Source organism: Paenibacillus sp. R14(2021), from assembly GCF_019431355.1.
Taxonomy (GTDB): domain Bacteria; phylum Bacillota; class Bacilli; order Paenibacillales; family Paenibacillaceae; genus Paenibacillus_Z.
Genome location: NZ_CP080269.1, coordinates 1,302,006 through 1,319,574 on the forward strand (window position 1 = coordinate 1,302,006; position 17,569 = coordinate 1,319,574).

The 17,569-nt window shown below is 55.6% G+C and carries 16 protein-coding genes; 2 read left to right on the forward strand and 14 right to left on the reverse strand.

All coding sequences use genetic code 11. The annotated features are described in order from the left end of the window. Positions 1-19: 19 nt before the first annotated feature. The 3 genes from KXU80_RS06315 to KXU80_RS06325 all read right to left on the reverse strand — a co-directional run bounded on the left by KXU80_RS06315 (position 20) and on the right by KXU80_RS06325 (position 3,118). Entirely contained in the window at positions 20-823 is an 804-nt protein-coding gene (locus KXU80_RS06315; protein ID WP_219837393.1) for a sugar phosphate isomerase/epimerase family protein, read from the reverse strand. Between the two features lie 91 nt (positions 824-914). After that, positions 915-2,021, reverse strand: coding sequence for a Gfo/Idh/MocA family protein (locus KXU80_RS06320; RefSeq protein WP_219837394.1), 1,107 nt, complete (start codon positions 2,019-2,021; stop codon positions 915-917). Between the two features lie 32 nt (positions 2,022-2,053). Further along, positions 2,054-3,118: a Gfo/Idh/MocA family protein gene (locus KXU80_RS06325; RefSeq protein ID WP_219837395.1), complete on the reverse strand. Its 1,065-nt coding sequence runs from the start codon at positions 3,116-3,118 to the stop codon at positions 2,054-2,056. 236 nt (positions 3,119-3,354) lie between these two features. Here KXU80_RS06325 and KXU80_RS06330 point away from each other — a divergent pair, with 236 nt between their 5' ends. Further along, positions 3,355-3,501: a hypothetical protein gene (locus tag KXU80_RS06330; protein ID WP_219837396.1), complete on the forward strand. Its 147-nt coding sequence runs from the start codon at positions 3,355-3,357 to the stop codon at positions 3,499-3,501. Between the two features lie 171 nt (positions 3,502-3,672). Here the strand turns inward: KXU80_RS06330 and KXU80_RS06335 are convergent, their stop codons facing one another. From KXU80_RS06335 to KXU80_RS06345, 3 genes are all read right to left on the reverse strand, one after another. Beyond that, entirely contained in the window at positions 3,673-5,076 is a 1,404-nt protein-coding gene (locus KXU80_RS06335; protein ID WP_258171289.1) for an NAD-dependent malic enzyme, read from the reverse strand. Between the two features lie 157 nt (positions 5,077-5,233). Beyond that, the gene (gene pruA / locus KXU80_RS06340; RefSeq protein ID WP_219837397.1) at positions 5,234-6,805 is read right to left on the reverse strand and encodes an L-glutamate gamma-semialdehyde dehydrogenase; all 1,572 of its coding nucleotides are present in this window, start codon (positions 6,803-6,805) and stop codon (positions 5,234-5,236) included. Between the two features lie 31 nt (positions 6,806-6,836). Then, a complete protein-coding gene (locus tag KXU80_RS06345; RefSeq protein WP_308858202.1) occupies positions 6,837-7,751 on the reverse strand; it encodes a proline dehydrogenase family protein in 915 nt (304 codons plus the stop codon). Positions 7,752-7,963: 212 nt separating this feature from the next. On the opposite strand from KXU80_RS06345, the gene KXU80_RS06350 reads away from it, so the two are divergent. Next, positions 7,964-9,739, forward strand: a complete 1,776-nt coding sequence (locus KXU80_RS06350; RefSeq protein WP_219837398.1) for a sigma-54 interaction domain-containing protein — start codon at positions 7,964-7,966, stop codon at positions 9,737-9,739. Between the two features lie 115 nt (positions 9,740-9,854). Here the strand turns inward: KXU80_RS06350 and rocF (KXU80_RS06355) are convergent, their stop codons facing one another. From rocF (KXU80_RS06355) to KXU80_RS06390, 8 genes are all read right to left on the reverse strand, one after another. After that, positions 9,855-10,760, reverse strand: a complete 906-nt coding sequence (gene rocF / locus KXU80_RS06355; protein WP_258171290.1) for an arginase — start codon at positions 10,758-10,760, stop codon at positions 9,855-9,857. A gap of 27 nt (positions 10,761-10,787) precedes the next feature. Then, positions 10,788-11,978, reverse strand: a complete 1,191-nt coding sequence (locus tag KXU80_RS06360; protein ID WP_219837400.1) for an ornithine--oxo-acid transaminase — start codon at positions 11,976-11,978, stop codon at positions 10,788-10,790. Positions 11,979-12,007: 29 nt separating this feature from the next. Continuing rightward, the gene (gene rocF, locus KXU80_RS06365; protein WP_219837401.1) at positions 12,008-12,919 is read right to left on the reverse strand and encodes an arginase; all 912 of its coding nucleotides are present in this window, start codon (positions 12,917-12,919) and stop codon (positions 12,008-12,010) included. A 233-nt stretch (positions 12,920-13,152) separates the two neighbouring features. Continuing rightward, complete coding sequence (locus KXU80_RS06370) at positions 13,153-14,028, reverse strand: LysR family transcriptional regulator (protein ID WP_219837402.1); 876 nt, start codon at positions 14,026-14,028, stop codon at positions 13,153-13,155. 77 nt (positions 14,029-14,105) lie between these two features. Then, positions 14,106-14,621 carry a DUF6886 family protein gene (locus KXU80_RS06375; protein WP_258171291.1) on the reverse strand — a complete coding sequence of 172 codons (516 nt, stop codon included), beginning with the start codon at positions 14,619-14,621 and terminating at the stop codon, positions 14,106-14,108. Positions 14,622-14,639: 18 nt separating this feature from the next. Beyond that, a complete protein-coding gene (locus KXU80_RS06380; RefSeq protein WP_219837404.1) occupies positions 14,640-14,927 on the reverse strand; it encodes a HesB/YadR/YfhF family protein in 288 nt (95 codons plus the stop codon). A gap of 92 nt (positions 14,928-15,019) precedes the next feature. Beyond that, positions 15,020-16,264 carry a D-alanyl-D-alanine carboxypeptidase family protein gene (locus KXU80_RS06385; RefSeq protein WP_258171292.1) on the reverse strand — a complete coding sequence of 415 codons (1,245 nt, stop codon included), beginning with the start codon at positions 16,262-16,264 and terminating at the stop codon, positions 15,020-15,022. A gap of 370 nt (positions 16,265-16,634) precedes the next feature. Next, complete coding sequence (locus tag KXU80_RS06390) at positions 16,635-17,555, reverse strand: aldo/keto reductase (protein WP_219837406.1); 921 nt, start codon at positions 17,553-17,555, stop codon at positions 16,635-16,637. Positions 17,556-17,569 lie beyond the last annotated feature (14 nt).

A 17,569-nucleotide genomic window follows, 5' to 3' on the forward strand; every position in this document is an offset into this window, starting at 1 on the left:
GGTTCCTCCTTCGCGGCGGTTAGCGCGCTCCTAGTTTTTTGAGGCAGGCGTTCAGATAGCCGTACGATTCGGCGGCAACGGCCGTCACGTCCTCGACGGCATGCTCCGGCGTCACGCCGATCACTTCAAGTACGACGGGGCCGTTATAGCCGCCTTCGACCATGGCCGTGCAGTAGCCGAACAGGTCGATATCGCCTCGGCCGCAGGCCTGCAGCTGAATGGGACCCGGGCCTTGCGCGCGTCCTTTGCAGTCGCGGATATGAATATGCTTCACGCGGCTGAGGACGGCCGGCAGCGCTTCTTCGGCGTTCTCGCCGGAGCGGTGAATATGGCTCGGATCCATGTCGATGCCAAACGCCGGGGAGCCGATTCGCTCCATCGCCGCAAGCGTCGTCGGCGTGTTGTAGATGGCGCTGCCGACATGCGCCTTCACGCACAGCGTCACGCCATGGCTTGCCGCCAGCTCAGACATGCGCGCCAGGCTCTCGATGGAGGCGTCAAGATCTTCATCAACGCCGGATTTGCCGCCTGGCCCGACGTTTACGATAGGAATACCGATTGCAGCGGCCGCCCGAAAGGCCGGAATCAAGCGTTCCTCGCTAAGCGAGGCGACTTCCATGGACAGAAACTTCAAGCCGTGCTCCCGCACGATCGCCTGCAGTTCATCCTTCTGCGATTCCCAGCGGCTGAGGTCCAAGTGCTCGCACATGCCTTGAATCGCGGATATTTCAACGCCGTCATAGCCGCAGGCCGCGATCAGGCGAGCAGCTTGGGCGAAATCATAGTTCTTGAACAAGACCGAATTGACGCCAATGGATATCATGAATGAATAGCCTCCCGTTATTAGATATTCGTACCCTTCCCAGCCAGCGGGACGCCTCGATCATGCCGAAAGCGGCACCGCTTTGCTGCTTCTATCGCATGAACTGCGGATCGCCGTGAAGCGGAGGCAGCGGATTCGGACGAACGAGCTCCCCGCCGCGTTCATACGATTCGATGACCGCGAACGTATACTCCAGAACGGCCAGAGCGTCGCGGCCGTTGGCGCGCAGCTCCTCGAACGGTACGCGCGCGGATACGTCCTCGAGGAACGCGCGCAGACGGTTGTTGAACGTGCGGTCGAAGTTCGTCGTGCCGTAATCGGTTACTTCCGGCTCCGGCTGCCGGCTGATTGCCGGAATGCCCTTCTCCGCGCGCCAGTAGGATACTTTCTCGACGCAGTTCTCGATGCAGAATGTACCCTTTGAACCCGCCATCTCGAGGCTCCACCAGCCGCCGAGCCCGTACACCGTATCGCCCCGCTGGCTCAGCAGATAGCCGACGCCGCCGTTCGCGAAGCGCATATGGATGCTGTTAATGGAAGCCATGACATCACCGGCATTGCGGCGGAAGCCGGGCTTGTCGGAGAACGTTTGGATATGCGTAATGTCGCCGCAGAAGTGGCGGATGACGCTGAACGGATGCGTCAGGAACGCTTTCATATGGAAATAAGGATGACCCTTCACTTTCGGGCTGCCCGCCAAGCCGTAATTGGCTTCGCCGCCGTTGAAGCCCATTTTGGCCATGCAGTAGACGAGCTCGCCGATATCGCCGTTATCGACATATTGCTTGGCTTTCGCCGCCGGCTCCGTGAAATAGTGGTTCAGGTTGCAGCCCAGATACACCTTCTGCTTCTCCGCGAATGCAACAAGCTCGCGCGCTTCGCGGATATCGTGGCAGAGCGGCTTCTCCACAAGGACATGCTTGCCGAAGCCGACAGCTTCCATCGCCGGTTCAAAATGCCAGCTTCCGTTGTCGATGCCGCCTGTCGTAATGTCCACCACTTCGATGTCCGGTTCGCTCTCCAGCATGTCCTTGACGCTGTAGTAGGCCTTCACCCCGTATTTCTCCGCAGCGGCATCCGCCCGCTCCTTCACGACGTCGCATACCGCGACCAGATCCGCAAGCTCCTCCTCCTGATAGCAAGCTGCATGCAGGTTTCCGATTCCATTCAATCCGACCAATCCGATTTTTACCGGCACAATAATCTCTCCCTTCGTTCGATTCGTTCTGTTCAAACCTCGTCCACGGCAGGGTCGTTAACCGATACGCGTCGGCCTTCCGCCGACGAAACGTACGTGGCCAGCACCATGCGCAGCGAAGTCCGGCCTTCCTCGGCCGTAGCGATCGGCTCACGCTCACCTCGCAGAAATGCCGCGAGCGGTTCTGCCAGTCCTCGGATCCGTTCATAATGCGTGGACGGCGATGCGATATCGCTGTCGATCCAAGCTTTCGCAGCAGCATCAAATCTGCGCAAGCCTGCCGAGCCGTCCGGCCTTGGTGCATTGCAGCTGGGGGCATCGCCGTAGTTTTGCACGATGGTGCCCTGCTCGCCGATGATTTCGGTCGTATTCTGGGACGCATGGCAGGTGAATGAACAGCAGATTTCGGCGATCGGCCCTTCGGCATACCGGTAGACGGCAATGCCGTTGTCGTTCGGTATCCGCGGATTATAGAGTGTAGCCAGCTCCGCCGTTACGCTGTCCGGCTCACCCAGCAGCCATTGGATGAAATCCGCCGGATGCGATGCGTCGTCTGCCCAGATATCGCGGTTGCAGGCGGGATCGACATGCCACGTATTGGCAAAATCAGCTTGCAGCGCAGCGCCTAGTCCATGACGACGACGAACCATGAAAATTTGACCGAGCTCTCCGCTTTGCAGCCATTGCTTCATCTGGATATTTTGCGGATCGACCCGCATCTGCCAGGCCAGCGTAAACGGAACGCCGTGCCGATCGACGGAAGCGACGATTGCGTCCGCTTCGGCAAGCGTGAGCGCAATCGGCTTCTGCAAAATAATCCCTTTGCCCGCAGAAGCGGCGAGTTCCACCAATTCGGCATGCCTCGATGTCTCCGATGCGATCACGACGGCATGGACATCGGGCCGAGCCAGCAGCTCAGCCGCCTCCCTGTAGCCTTCTAGCCCATGAGCAGACCGGGCTGCTTCCAGCCGCGCAATATCGTGATCCCAGCCCGCAACGACGCTCACCCCCATATCCGTCCTGCTCCACGCCTCACAGTAAGCGTTTACATGTCCATGTGCGAAGCCTAAGATGCCGACGCCGATGGTTGCTTTCATAACGTCCTCCACCTATTCGTAATGATCTTGCACTTGCGCGTGAAACATTTGCTACCCCCATCATAGCCCGCCGGGATGATTGTTTCATGGCGTATCGGGACAATAATCTCTTCGATTGGGACCGTTTTGTGAGATTTGCATCCAGCGGAGTTCGTCTTCCTGTTTTGGGGCAATCTAGAAGAGCCGACGACTTACGGACCTCTCGGCAACCGATTCGAGTATCAGGAGGAATGACGATGGCGCGCCGCGATAAACAAACGATGCCTCAGAAAATGAAAGCCATGCAGGACAAAGACAGCCAAGCGGAGAATGACATTGCAGGCTCGACGGACCGCAACCGCAATCAGAAAGGCCATGTTCCGAACAGCCCGTCCACGGGCTAACGGACAAGCCGACATGCAAATAGGCCGTCACCGCTGTTCTCGCACAGCGGTGACGGCCTTTCCTAATGATGAGCAAGAGCATCGGCTTCGCCGATCGTTTGCGCTTGTATATTGTTTCAACCATAGCCGCTCGTATGCACAGCGTGCGCAGGTATCCAATTCCTTTGCTTCCTATCTGAAATCAGGCGGCGTACGGCGTGCCGTGTTCGTCAGAATGGCGGCTTCGATAACGGCCTTGCGAACGAGCGAGACGACCTTGTCGTTGAATATGCTCGGAATAATGTAATGCTCGTGCAGTTCATCCGAGGTGACGACCGAGGCGATAGCCCGCGCGGCAGCCAGCTTCATCGGCTCATTAATATGTCTTGCCCGGCAGTCCAGCGCGCCGCGGAAGATTCCCGGGAATACGAGCACGTTGTTGATCTGGTTCGGGTAATCGCTGCGGCCGGTTGCGAATACCGCAACATGCGGCAGCGCCTCTTCCGGCGAGATTTCGGGCTCGGGGTTGGCCATCGCGAAGACGATCGAGCCCGGTGCCATCTGCTTCACATCTTCTTCGTTCAGCACGCGCGCCCGCGATACGCCGATGAACACGTCTGCGCCTGCGATCAATTCCTTCAGCGTTCCCCGATTAGCTTCCACCTGCGGCTGATCGGCAAGCCATTGCCACATCGGATAGTCGTAGGTTTCGCCGCGCACGATCGCGCCGTCCCGGTCGATGGGAACGAGTCGTTTCACGCCGGCGCCGAGGAGCATTTTGCAGATGGAGACTCCGGCAGCGCCGATGCCGTTCACGACGACGCGGATGTTCTCCATCCGTTTGCCCACCACTTTAAGCGCATTAATTAAGCCCGCGATCGTCACAACGGCCGTGCCATGCTGGTCATCGTGAAAAATCGGAATATCAAGCTCCGCCGCCAGCCGGTTCTCAATTTCGAAGCAGCGCGGCGAACCGATATCCTCCAAGTTGATGCCGCCGAAGATCGGACTGATCGCTTTGATCGTCCGGACAATCTCATCCGTATCCTTCGTATCCAGGCAGATCGGAAAAGCATCGACTCCCGCGAGCTGCTTGAACAGCATCGCCTTCCCTTCCATGACCGGAGCCGCTGCGTGCGGACCGATATCGCCAAGTCCGAGAACGGCAGTGCCGTCCGTAACGACGGCGACCGTGTTGCGTTTGATCGTCAGCGAATACGCTTTGTTGACATCATCGGCGATCGCCCTGCACACTTTGGCTACGCCGGGCGTGTACACCTTTGATAAATCGTCGCGGTTCTTGATCGGCAAGGTCGGCTGAATGGTGATTTTGCCGCCGAGATGGACGAGAAACGTGCGGTCGGAGACGTTAATGACTTTAATGCCGTCCAAGCTTCGAAGCGCATCCGTGACGCTTGCTTCGTTCTTGTCCAGCAGATCGACGGTAACATCCCGCGTCGAGGTATCGTGACCCGGACGGATTACGTCGATCGACGTCACGTCTCCTCCCGCTTTGCTGATCGCTGCCGCTACATCGCCGAAGCTCACTTTCTTATGATCCAGCTCCAAGCGGAAGATCATGGTGGTTTGCGCCATTATAAACTCTGCCCCTCCTAATCAATTCATTCCAGCACTGCCATCGTCTCACATTAGCATGCGCGATTTCTCGGCTGCTATGCGGCCTTGGAGGGCGGAGCCGCTCGGCGGTTTACCGCGAGCAGCTCCTTGCCACCGGCTTGCTCCTAGCTGCATTCTACCGCTTCCGCGAGGTGAGCTTCGCTTGCGTGAACAGCAGCAGGTAATCGTAGCCGCCCGCCTTGGAATCGGTGCCCGACATATTGAAGCCGCCGAACGGGTGTACGCCGACGAGCGCGCCGGTGCATTTGCGGTTAATGTAGAGATTGCCGCAATGTACGGTTTCGAGCGCTTCGGCGATCCTGTCTTCGTCGCTTGAGAAATACGAGCCCGTCAAGCCGAATTCCGTATCGTTGAACATCGCGATCGCTTCCTGCCAGTCTTTCGCTTTGGCGAGCGCCAGTACCGGCCCGAAGATTTCCTCCTGCATGATGCGGGCTTTGCCGCTTACATCGCCGAAGACCGTCGGAGCAATATAGTAGCCGTTGCCTTCCGCTTTGGTGCCGCCTGCTAGCAGCGTACCTTCCTGCTTGCCGACCTCGATATAGTCGAGAATGCGGTCGTACGAGGTCTGATCAATGACAGGACCTGCAGGGAAATTGAGTTCCGGCAGGCCGGAATGAAGCTGCTTCGTCAGTTCAACGACGCGCTCCGCGACCTGGTCGTAGACGGATTCCACGATGATCGCGCGCGAGCCGGCGGAGCATTTCTGGCCTTGGAAGCCGAAGGCCGATGCCACGATCGCCGCGGCAGCGGCTTCGAGATCCGCCGTTTCGTCTACGACGATGCCGTCCTTCCCGCCCATCTCCGCGATAACGCGCTTGATCCAGATTTGACCCGGGGCGGTATCGGCCGCCAGCTTATTGATCCGCAGGCCGACCTCCTTGGAGCCCGTGAAGCTGATAAACCGCGTTTTCGGATGCGTCGTCAAATAATCGCCGACCTCTGCGCCGCTTCCCGGAATGAAATTGATGACGCCGGCAGGCAGCCCAACCTCTTCCATCAGCGAGAAGAATCGATGCGCGATCACGGGCGTCGTCGATGCCGGCTTCAGCAGCACCGTATTGCCGGAGACGATCGCGGCTGTTGTCATGCCGACGCAGATCGCAAGCGGGAAGTTCCACGGCGGAATGATGACACCGACGCCAAGCGGAATATAAGAAATCGCATTGTCTTCCCCAGGAATCCTCGCCAGCGGCTGTGTTTCGTTGATCTCGCTCAGGCGGATGATTTCCCGCGCGTAGAATTCCATGAAATCGATCGCTTCCGCCGTATCCACGTCGGCTTCGACGTAGTTCTTGCCGGATTCAAGCAGCATCAGCGCGGAGAATTCATGCTTGCGCTCGCGCATCAGCTTAGCGGCCTTGAACAGATATTCCGCACGCTCACGGACAGGGACTCTTTTCCAAGTCTCGAACGTCTTCAGCGCGGCCTGCATGGCTTCTTCCGCCAACTGCTGATCAGCTTTGCTGACATAGCCGATTACCTCATCGATGCTGCCTGGGTTGATTGAGGTAATTTTGGCTTCCGTCTCGATCTTGCGCCCCCCGATCGTCAAGGGATAGCTGCCGCCCAGCTCCGATCTTACTTTGACAATCGCCGCTTCCATTGCCTCGATATTCGCTTTAAGTCCAAAGTTCGTGAAAGGCTCGTTAGCGTAAGGCTTCACTTCGGTAAATGATGTTGTCATCGTCAAGCTCCTCTCCCAAGTCGGGTTTCGTTTATTTCAACATGTTCTTGAGCACGAACCATACGTTAGCGGGCCGTTCCGCGAGCCGTCGCATGAAATAGCCGAACCAATCGACGCCGTACGGCACGTAGACGCGGACGCGGTACCCTTCCTGAACGAGCTGCTTCTGAAGATCTTCACAAATTCCGTAGAGCATCTGAAATTCAAAGGCATCCTTGGAAATGCCTTGTTCACGGACAAAGTCCTTCGTAAAGTTGATGATCGCCTCGTCATGGCTCGCGACCGCCGCATAATTGCCATTCATCAGATGCAGGCGAATAATGCGCTTCAAATTCTCGTCGACATCCTTCTTCTCCGGGAATGCGACATCTGCGGATTCTTTGTACGCGCCTTTGACGAGCCTCAGATTAGCCTTCAGCCCGTTCAAGTCCGTCACGTCCTGCACCGTACGATATAGGTAGGCTTGAATGACGATGCCGACGTTGTCGTACTGCTCGCGCAGCTCCCGATAAATATCGAGCGAAACCTGGCAATGCGCGTAATCCTCCATATCGATCCGGACAAAATTGTTATGGCTGCGTGCCCGGCTCAGAATCCGCTTCATGTTGTTCACGCAGAGCTCCCTGTTAATATCGAGACCGAGCGACGTCATCTTCAGCGACAGATTCGACGTCACGCCCGACTCGGCGATCGCGTCCAGCGTCTGCATGCACATATTCGCCGACTCTTCCGCTTCCTCGCTGCTGAACACGAATTCCCCCAGGTGATCGAGCGTCGCCATTCGTCCGTCTTCGTTCAGCCTGCGCACGGCATCGATGGACTGCTTGATCGTCTCGCCTGCGACGAAGCGCGCCGCGCCGAATCGAAGCCCGTATTTCTTGGCCAGCCGATTCGCGGAGCGGCTCTTACCGAGCGCTTGAAACATGTTCTTGAGGAGCATATCCATGCTGCATGCCTCCAATGATTTTGTACAATAATATACAATGATCTCGATCTCATTATACGACTTATTCAACAATTTGAACATATAGTTGTTCAAATTATTTAATTAAACACAAATTTGTACAATCCAATATAAACACTCTTGGACAATTTGTTGAATCCCCTTCCGCCGCATGTTACATTTATTTCATACTACGACCTATTGTGAGGATAACTATGTTTAAACTTGAACAGCTCCCGTTGAACACCTGCTTTACTTTGCTTCAACCGGATGCGACGATACAGCAGCTTGTCGACGTGTTAGAACAAGGCCAGGCTGCCATGATAACAACCGGCCAGCCGGGAAACCAAGCGATTCTGGTTCTTCCGGGCGAGGCTGCCTTTATTCGAAGCTGCTTTGCCGCGCATAAGGCGGCATCCGCTGCGACGCAGTTAGGGGATTCCCCGTTCGTGTCGTTTATCTTGAAGCAAGAAGCCGAGCTTCTCGAAGATATGATGTTCTCGCGTCTCTTATCGACCAATCGTCCACTAATCTTTGCAGACGAAGACGGCCTGATGATTGGTTTTATTCAGCTGTCGGAGCTGCTTCTGCATGCCGAAACTGAGCGGCAGCGGTGGCAGACTTATTTTGCAACATTGTCGGAGACGGTTACGGATGCGGTGACGGTCGTCGACCGCGATGGCGAGGTTATTTGCTGGAATCCAATAGCGGAGGAAATTTACGATTTGCCGAAGCGCGATATATTGGGCCGTCGGATCGGCGAGCATTTTGAAACGGAGACCCTTATGGTGCTCAAGATTCTGGATGAAGGTCGTATGATTCGCAACACCTACCATCGCCCGCGCGAAGATACACATGTACTTATTAATGCTTCGCCTATCCGCGATGTGCATGGCGCCATCATCGGAGGCATAGCGGCGGAGCAGGATATTACGCAGCTCGTTCGCCTGAATGAGCAGCTTACGTCCGCGCATACCTTCTCGCATCAGACAAAAACCGAGAATAAGGAGTTGTTCTCGCTCATCAAGGGCAAAGGTCCGGCAATTGCCAAAGTCATTCAATGGGCCAGGAAAGTAGCCGTGACGGATACGCCCGTTCTTCTGGTCGGTGAAGGCGGCTCCGGCAAGGAGCAGCTCGCGCAAATCATTCACCATGCGAGTTCACGATCGGACGAAGTGTTCCTCTCCGTGAATTGCGGTATCGTACCGATGGGACTGCTGGAAGCGGAGCTGTTCGGCTTCCAAGGCGGCACCTTCTCCGGCAGTCATGGCGGAGAGGCGGGCAAGCTGGAGCAGGCTAAGGACGGCACGCTCTTCCTGAACGAGATCGACCGGTTATCACTGGAGCTTCAAGCCAAGCTGTACCATTACTTGATGCAGCAGACGATTACGCGAACAGGCGGCAGCAGGCCTATTGCGGTGCAGACGCGGATCATCGCCGCTTCGACGGAGAATCTGGCCGCCAAGGTCGAGGAAGGCAGCTTCCGGGCTGATTTGTACTACGCGCTTAATGTCGTGTCGATTGCGCTTCCGCCGCTGCGGGATCGAAGCGAGGATATTCCCGCGATGATTCAGATGTACTTGAAGCAGTTCTCGCTGCAATACCAGAAGCCGCTTCCGTCCTTGGCGCCGGAGGTTATGCTGGCCTTCACCAATTACGGCTGGCCGGGCAACCTGCTCGAGCTGCGCAATACGGTGGAACGCTGCGTCATCCTTTGCGATGACGATCTCATTACGATGGAGCAGCTGCCCCCGGTGCTCCAAGAGCAGCAGCAGAGCCTTGCGCCGTACGGCCGGGACGCCGAGGGGAATCCAGCAGCCAGCGCTACGGCGGACAAACCGCTGAAGGCTAGCGTTAACGAATCGGAGGAGCAAGCGCTTATCCATGAAGCACTGTCCAAGACGGCTGGCAATAAGAGTGCGGCAGCCAAGCTGCTCGGTGTATCCCGCGGTACCTTGTACAACAAAATGAAAGAATACGGTCTGGCGTAGCGGTACTCGATTTCCGATGAACCTTACTCACGCTCTTGCTCGGTCCGGTCAAAATAAAACAGCCGCAGCGGACGCGATCCTGTCAGGATCGTACTCCGCTGCGGCTGTTTGCCGTCTATAGAATGCGTTTGCCGAGCAGCGATGCAATAAGTCCGATCGCCAATCTGGCCGTTCTTCTGCTCTCGTCTAGCATGGCGTTCACTTCCACCATGTCAATGGAGATGATTCGTCCTGCTTCCGCAAGCAATTCGCAGGCGAAATGCGCCTCGCGGTATGTAAGCCCGCCTGGCACCTGCATGCCAACGCCGGGCGCTTCGAGCGGGTCCAGACAATCCGCGGAGAAGCTGACGTGGATGCCGTCCGTGCCGTCCCCTGCAATTTCGACGGCCTTGCGGACAACCTGCTCGATTCCCATGCGGTCGATTTCGTGCATCGTGAATACCGTGATACCCTCCGCCAGAATCAGCTCTCGCTCATCCGGCTCCACGTCGCGAACGCCGATCAGCACGACGTTTTGTTTCTTGACGGCACCGCCTTGAACAGCTGGGGCGAGGTCCGACAGCCGCAGCTTTGCATGACCGAGCGCAACGGCGAGCGACATGCCGCCGAGACTGCCGGTCGGGCTGTTCGCTTCCGTATTCATGCCGGCATGTGCGTCGAAATAAATAATGCCGATGCTGCGTTTCTGCGAAGCCATTCCTGCCAGAGCGCCGATCGTCACGCTGTGATCGCCGCCGAGCACGAGCGGAATCTCTCCGTCCGCAGCGGAGCGTGAGACATGCTCCGCCACCTGTTTGCACATTTCCATCACTTCAGGAAGATGCTTGACATGACCGTCCTTGGATGCCGGCTGACCGGGCTGTAATTTGACTTTCACTTTGACGTCATGCGTGAGCTCGTATGCGGTTTTGCGGATTTGACGCAGAAGACCGGCTTGTATCATCGACTCCGGTCCCTCTTCGTTCCCCGGTCTGCTCGCGCCAAGTCCGAACGGGACTTGAATCAGGCTTAATTTGGCCATGCGCATCCACGATCCTTCCTTCTTGGTTTAAAATAGCTGCTTGATCCGCGCGAACGCCCAATCGAGCTGTTCCCGCGTTATCGTAAGCGGCGGTGCAAAACGAATCGTCGATTCATGTGTTTCCTTGCACAGAAGGCCCAGTTCCTTGAGCTTCTCGCAGTACGGACGGGCCTTGCCGTTAAGCTCCAGCCCGATGAACAACCCCCGGCCGCGAATTTCCTTAATGGCCGGATCGTCCAAGCTGCGCAGAAGCGACAGGAAATAGGTCCCGAGCTCGTTGGAACGGCTGACCAGCTCCTCCTCCGCCAAGACGTCAAGGGCCGCGATTGCCGTCGCGCATCCGAGGGGATTTCCGCCGAAGGTCGAGCCGTGCGAACCAGGCTCGAATACGCCTAGAATCGATTCATTCGCGGCAACCGCCGAGATTGGGAACACGCCGCCTCCCAGCGCTTTGCCCATGATATACATATCCGGCACTACGCCTTCCCAATAGCAGGCGAACATTCGGCCGGTCCTGCCAAAGCCCGTCTGAATCTCATCGGCCGCGAACAGCACGTTTTCCTGCTTGCACAGCTCGCTTGCCGCTTTCAGGAAGCCCTCCGGCGGGATGATGATCCCAGCTTCGCCTTGAATCGGCTCTACTAGGAAAGCAGCCGTGTTCGGTGTGATCGCCGCCCGCAATGCATCGATATCGCCGTATGGAATGATGCGGAAACCTGGCGTGAACGGGCCGAATCCTGCTTTGTATTCCTCTGATGACGAGAAAGAAGTCACCGTAATCGTTCGGCCATGAAAGTTGCCCTCGCAAACGATGATTTCGGCTTGATCGACTGGCACCTTCTTCACGTTATACGCCCAGCGGCGGACGGCTTTAAGTGCTGTTTCCACGGCCTCGGCACCAGTGTTCATGGGCAGAATCATGCTTTTTCCGGTCACCGCCGACAGCTTCTCGTAGAAGATGCCCAGCTGATCATTATGAAAGGCTCGCGAGGTTAGCGTGACCTTGTCCGCCTGTTCCTTCAAGGCGGCGATAATGCGGGGATGGCGATGGCCGTGATTCAGCGCCGAATACGCACTGAGCATATCCATGTAGCGGTTGCGGTCTGGATCTTCCACCCATACGCCTTCGGCTTTCGAGATGACGATTGGCAGCGGATGATAATTATGCGCGCCGAAACGCTCCGTTTGCTCGATAATCCGGCTTGTCGTACCGTCCATGCTTACACGCTCCTCTCTATAGCATATGCCTATAGTATTCGTTCTCCGAAAACGGAGCCGATAAGCTCCACCGCCGTGTTGGCTGTTTTGTTATGCTGATCCAGCACCGGATTCAATTCTACGATTTCCGCGGATACGAGTATATCTCGTTCGAACAGCAGCTCCATGGCAAAATGGCACTCCCGATACGACATCCCGCCCGAAACCGGCGTCCCTACGCCTGGCGCATCGCCGGGGTCCATGCCGTCCAAATCGAGGCTGAGATGAACGCCGTCCGTTCCGTTCGTGACGATATCCATCGCCTCTTCCATGACCTGCTTCATGCCGTTCCGGTCGATATCATGCATTGTGAACACCCGGATGCCCTTCTCTTTCAGGAAAGCACGCTCGCCTGGATCAATGGAACGCGCGCCGATGATCACGACATTCTCCGGCAGAAGCTTCGTTTCGGCGCCGCCGATCGAGGTCAAGTCTTGGTGTCCGAAGCCGAGCGGCGCGGCAAGCGACATGCCGTGGATATTGCCGGAGCCCGTCGTCTGTTCCGTGTTCACGTCCGTGTGGGCATCGAACCAGATAACGCCTAGACGCTTGACATGTTGAAGAACACCCTTGATTGTTCCGATTGCAATGCTATGATCACCGCCTAGTACCAGCGGGAATTGTCCCTTGCTCATTTCTTCGGCGACCGTGTCGCAGAGCTGTCGATTGACTTTCACGATCTCGTCCAGATACTTCAGCTTCTCGCCCGGCTTGGCAGGCTGAAGCGACCTGCTGACCGATAGATCCCCTAAATCCGATAATTGATAGCCGAGCACGCTCAGCCGTTCATGAAGGTTTGCGCCGCGAATCCCCCCGGGGCCCATGTCCACGCCCTCGCGATCGGCACCATAATGCAGCGGTACGCCGATAATCGAGATGTTCTTATTATTCACCGCATTCATCTGAAGCACTCCCCTCTACCCATGCAGGTCTATTCATTGTAACATGACGTTTTTTGATCAAAAAATTGAAAAATCCTATGATTACGATTAAAAATAATAATGTACTGGACGGCCTTAGCTGCCCATGCCGAATGCTGCGGCCATATGGCTTATCCCTTACAGCATATGCAAACAAAGCCTCCAGTGACGCGGGATCCGCGTTTGCTGGAGGCTTTGTTTGCTGCTGGCTATGTCTAGTTCCATTCCTTCCAAATGCGCTGGACGATTTCCGCGAAGGAATGAATGTTCTGCTCGTCGATTCGTTTCTTCAAGATAACCATGTTCGTCTCAATCTTGCCGGGGAAGCGGTGAATTTCGGCCAGCGTCCCCTTGCGCAGTTCGTCTTCCACAAGCGCGGAGCCAAGCAGCGCAATGCCGGTGTGGTAGAGAACCGTCCGTTTGATCGTCTCATCCGAGACGCATTCGATATATTTATCGGGCAGAATCCCGTATTCATGCAGACATTCGTTCATCAGCCGCTGTATGTTGGAGCCTGATTTGTACGTAATGAACGGATAGGTCTCGAGAAGCGTACGGACATCGTGCTTCTCTCGCAGCTCCTTCGTGGTGACGAGAACAAGATCTTCCCTGCCGAGCGGCATCGTCTCCATGAGCGGCGATTCGCAGGGGCCGGCGATGATCGCCAAATCCGCTTCATTGGAGGCGACCTTACGCATCGCATCGTTGCTGTCGCAGGAGAACAGCTGCAGCTTTACGTTCGGATTCTGCGAAATATAGGAATGAATGATTAACGATAAGTACTGCGTGCAATAAAATTCCGGCGCTGCCACCGTCAGCAGCCCGTGCGGATTGTCCAGCTTGCGCAGCTCGACTTCCATCTCCTCCATCAAGGCGAAGGTTTGGTCCACGTACTGTTTCACCAGCTTGCCGGCAGGCGTCAAATAGGTCTTCTTCCCGGTTCGCCCAAGCAGGGTCACGCCAAGCTCACTCTCAAGCGATTGCAGCTGAAGCGTAATTGTCGGCTGCGTATAGCCGAGCTGATCCGCGGCGCGAGTCAAGTTGAGCGTGTCTGCAACGACTTGAAACGTCTTGTACTTCTTGAAATCCATACGTGCATCACTTCCTTGCCAAGCTTCATGGACTCATTATAGTTGGGAACCTGCAATCGGGCAAGCAGGCTGCCCGCTTAACCGTTCTTGGCGGCATTCGACATGCGGATCATAGAAAAATGGACGGTGGATGCGGGAATCGCTTCCTTCAAGGGCATCAGCGAGGGCGTTATTCGCAGCTCAATGCCCGCCTCGGCAAGACGGCCCATGCAATCTTCGACCGGTTCAATAGCCTCTGGCGAAACCTCGCTTTCGGAGACGTAATAACCAGCATTGCCGTTATAGAGCCTGAATTGCTCGGCATCGAACACATAACGGTACAATCGGGCGGAGCGAAGCCGGCTTAGCCAGCCGCTCTCAATTGCAATGATCCGCGCAGTCCGCGATTGACCGAAGAAGTACGCTTTGTCCGCATCCGTCGTGCCTTCATCGAACCAAAAACAAACCCGAGGGCAGTCCCTCGGGAAATAATAATGATACGAATGAAGTTCATCGATCGCCCATACCATCGGAGGCTCATCCAGCCGATAAGGCAATTGCCTGGGCGTAAATACGCGAATGCTCGGATCCTCGCTAAAATGAAACAGTTTCAACAAGATCGCTCCGTTTCGTCATTCGATATCCATGGTAATGTCGTCCTCCAGCTCGTTGAAACGAATCAGAAGCTGTTTCTCCTCCAGATACCACAGATTGTCCGCTTCCATGTAAAACGTGATGCCTTCGACGACCTCCTGAAGGCCCGGATTTCTCGGAACATCCTTCATCACGCCGAGCGAGAAGCCGGGTTGAACGCTGCCGCTGCCGCCTAACCTTACGAAAATGCGTAAATGATCGCCATCCGACAAATTCATTTCCCTGATATACCAGCGTGCAGCCGTCTGTTCTACCGTTAGTTTCATCGCTTCCATCTCCTCGTTTTGGATACGGTTACATGATATATATACGCCGGTGCTCTCTGAATTACCTCTTTGTACGATGAATTTCGTACCCTTTACATACTCCTGCCCCGCTCCAGCTTTTGGCGCTTTAGCCTCAGATAAGCGATGATGGACAAATAGACAAGCAGTCCGATCCAAATGAAGAAAATTTCCAGCTTCTTGTCCTTCGAAGGCACGGACGTACCGTTTCTTGCCAGTGGCTGGACGCTCTCCATCGCCTCGGCGTGGATCTCCGGATAGCGCTTCGACAAAGCTGTGATCGACGGCATCACCGGCTGAAGCGTGCCGGCCAATTCGGTACCGAGCGATGTCTGCACATGGAATTCCCCGTTGTCCGAAACGGTAACGACAGGGGTTTCGCCTTTGGGCACCACCGCCCATAGCGGCTCTGTCGATGTGAATGCCGCAGTTGATCCGTTCTCGTACGGATAGGATTGGTTCGCCTCCATGACCGGCTGCATCTCAAAATACTGAAAGCCGAAATCCAGCAGCTTCGTCATATCTTTATAGAGGACAGCCTTCGTCGGCGATTTCAGCAGCACGCCGATTAATTCCAATCCGTCTCGCTTGGCCGATGTTACAAGCGTGAAGCCTGCATCCCCCGTATATCCGTTCTTGATCCCCGTCGTACCCTCATAGTTGCCGAGCATCTCGTTATGGTTAATCAGAGTAGAGGTCCATTCCTTGCCGACCCATGGTTTCCGCTTCGTACCCACGATCGTACGGAACGTATCATTACGCATTGCATATTGCGCGATTTGCGCCATATCGAGCGCCGTCGTCACCTGATCGGGGCTTGGAAGTCCGCTTGGATTCACGAAATGCGTATGCGTCACGCCGACTTTGTCGCGGACAAAGGCATTCATCCGTTCTGCGAACTTCGCTTTGGTGCCGTCGATCGATTCCGCGATCGCCGTTGCCGCGTCATTGCCGGAATTCATCAGCATGCCGTAGAGCAGATTCTCCATCGTCTGCTGCTCGCCTTCCGCCAAGTAGATGCGCGTGCCATCTTCGTTCCTAGCTTCTTTCGAGACCGTGACGAGCCGGCTAAGTTCGCTATCGGTCTCGAGGGCGACAATGCCCGTTACAATCTTCGTAATACTTGCCGGGAACTGCTCTTTCTCCGCATTCCGGGCATACAGCACCGTACCCGTGCGGGCGTCAATCAAGACGGCGGATTCCGTATTTATGTTAGGCTGCGTTCCTTCAGCCGTCTCTGCATAGACGGGCAACGCATAGCCGATCGCGATCAATGCAAGAAACAAGACTAGCACATGACGCCATTTATTTCCATCCATATCTCCGGGTTGACCTCCTGCGCGCATTAGAAACAAACATAGAAACAAGCATAGAAACAAATATTTATAGTAAACTAGGATTCACGATCCCTTTCTATTAACGTAACACTCGGCATGCCTGGACTTCAATTATTATTTTGTGGGAATGCCAATTACGCCGTCTGCTCCTTGCATTTTTAAGCATTTAATCTATTTATGGCTATTTTTACCTAATTATTGCACATGAGAGCTGCTCGTTATCGAGATTGGCGTTGGACGGTAGAAGAACGATTCTCCGCCTTATCCAACGACAAAACAACCGCCCCGGTAACAGGGCGGTTGAGTGCATGCTGCAATATACGATATTCATTAAATCGATCACGTTATTCTTCTATTTCTTTACGTCCTGTGGATGCGCTGTTTCAATTAACGCTACGACGCTGGCATTGGAGCTGACTTGCTCAGGGCTCTTGCAGCCTGGTATGACCGCGGTGACGGCATCGTGCTTTAAGCACCAGGCTAGTGCCCATGCAGCCATGTCCACGCTGGCCGGTACTTCCTCTGCCGCGATACGCTGAACCTCTTCAAGCTTACGAACGGTGCTCTCGCGATCATGGCGATGGCGGACATCCGTTGCATCGAACACGGCATCCGGCTTGTATTTGCCGCTTAAGTAGCCGCTTGCGAGCGGAACCCGCGCCAATACGCCCAAATCCTGGCGGATGCAGGATGGAAATACGCCGTCCTCCGGCGCTTGATCCAATCGATTGTATACGACTTGGATGACGCTTGAGCCTACTTTCGTGGACGCGTCTACTTGATGCACGTTGCTGTTGCTTCCGATGGAAGTGCCGAGATGCTTGATTTTGCCGGCCTGCACCTGCTTGTCCAGCACCGTCCACAGCTCATCGTTGTCGAACACGGCATCTGGACCGGAGTGGAATTGATAGAGATCGATGTAATCCGTACGCAGCGCCTGCAGCGATGCATCCAGCTGCTTCACTACGTCGTTCGGAGAGAAATCGTCGGTTCTCGTAAACCGTTCATGAAAATGATGGCCGAATTTCGTTGCCACGATCCAATCCCCGCGCTTCCGGCGGGATAAATAATCGCCGATTAACGACTCTGACAGGTGATCGCCATAGCATTCCGCCGTATCGATCAGATTGATGCCTAGCTCCGCCGCTCGATCTAAGATAGCATCCGCTTCATCCTGTGTGAACTGCTGACCCCACTCGCCGCCGAACTGCCATGTGCCGATCCCAATGACCGAAACTTCGAGTCCGGTACGACCTAATCTGCGATATTTCATTGAACCTCTCTCCT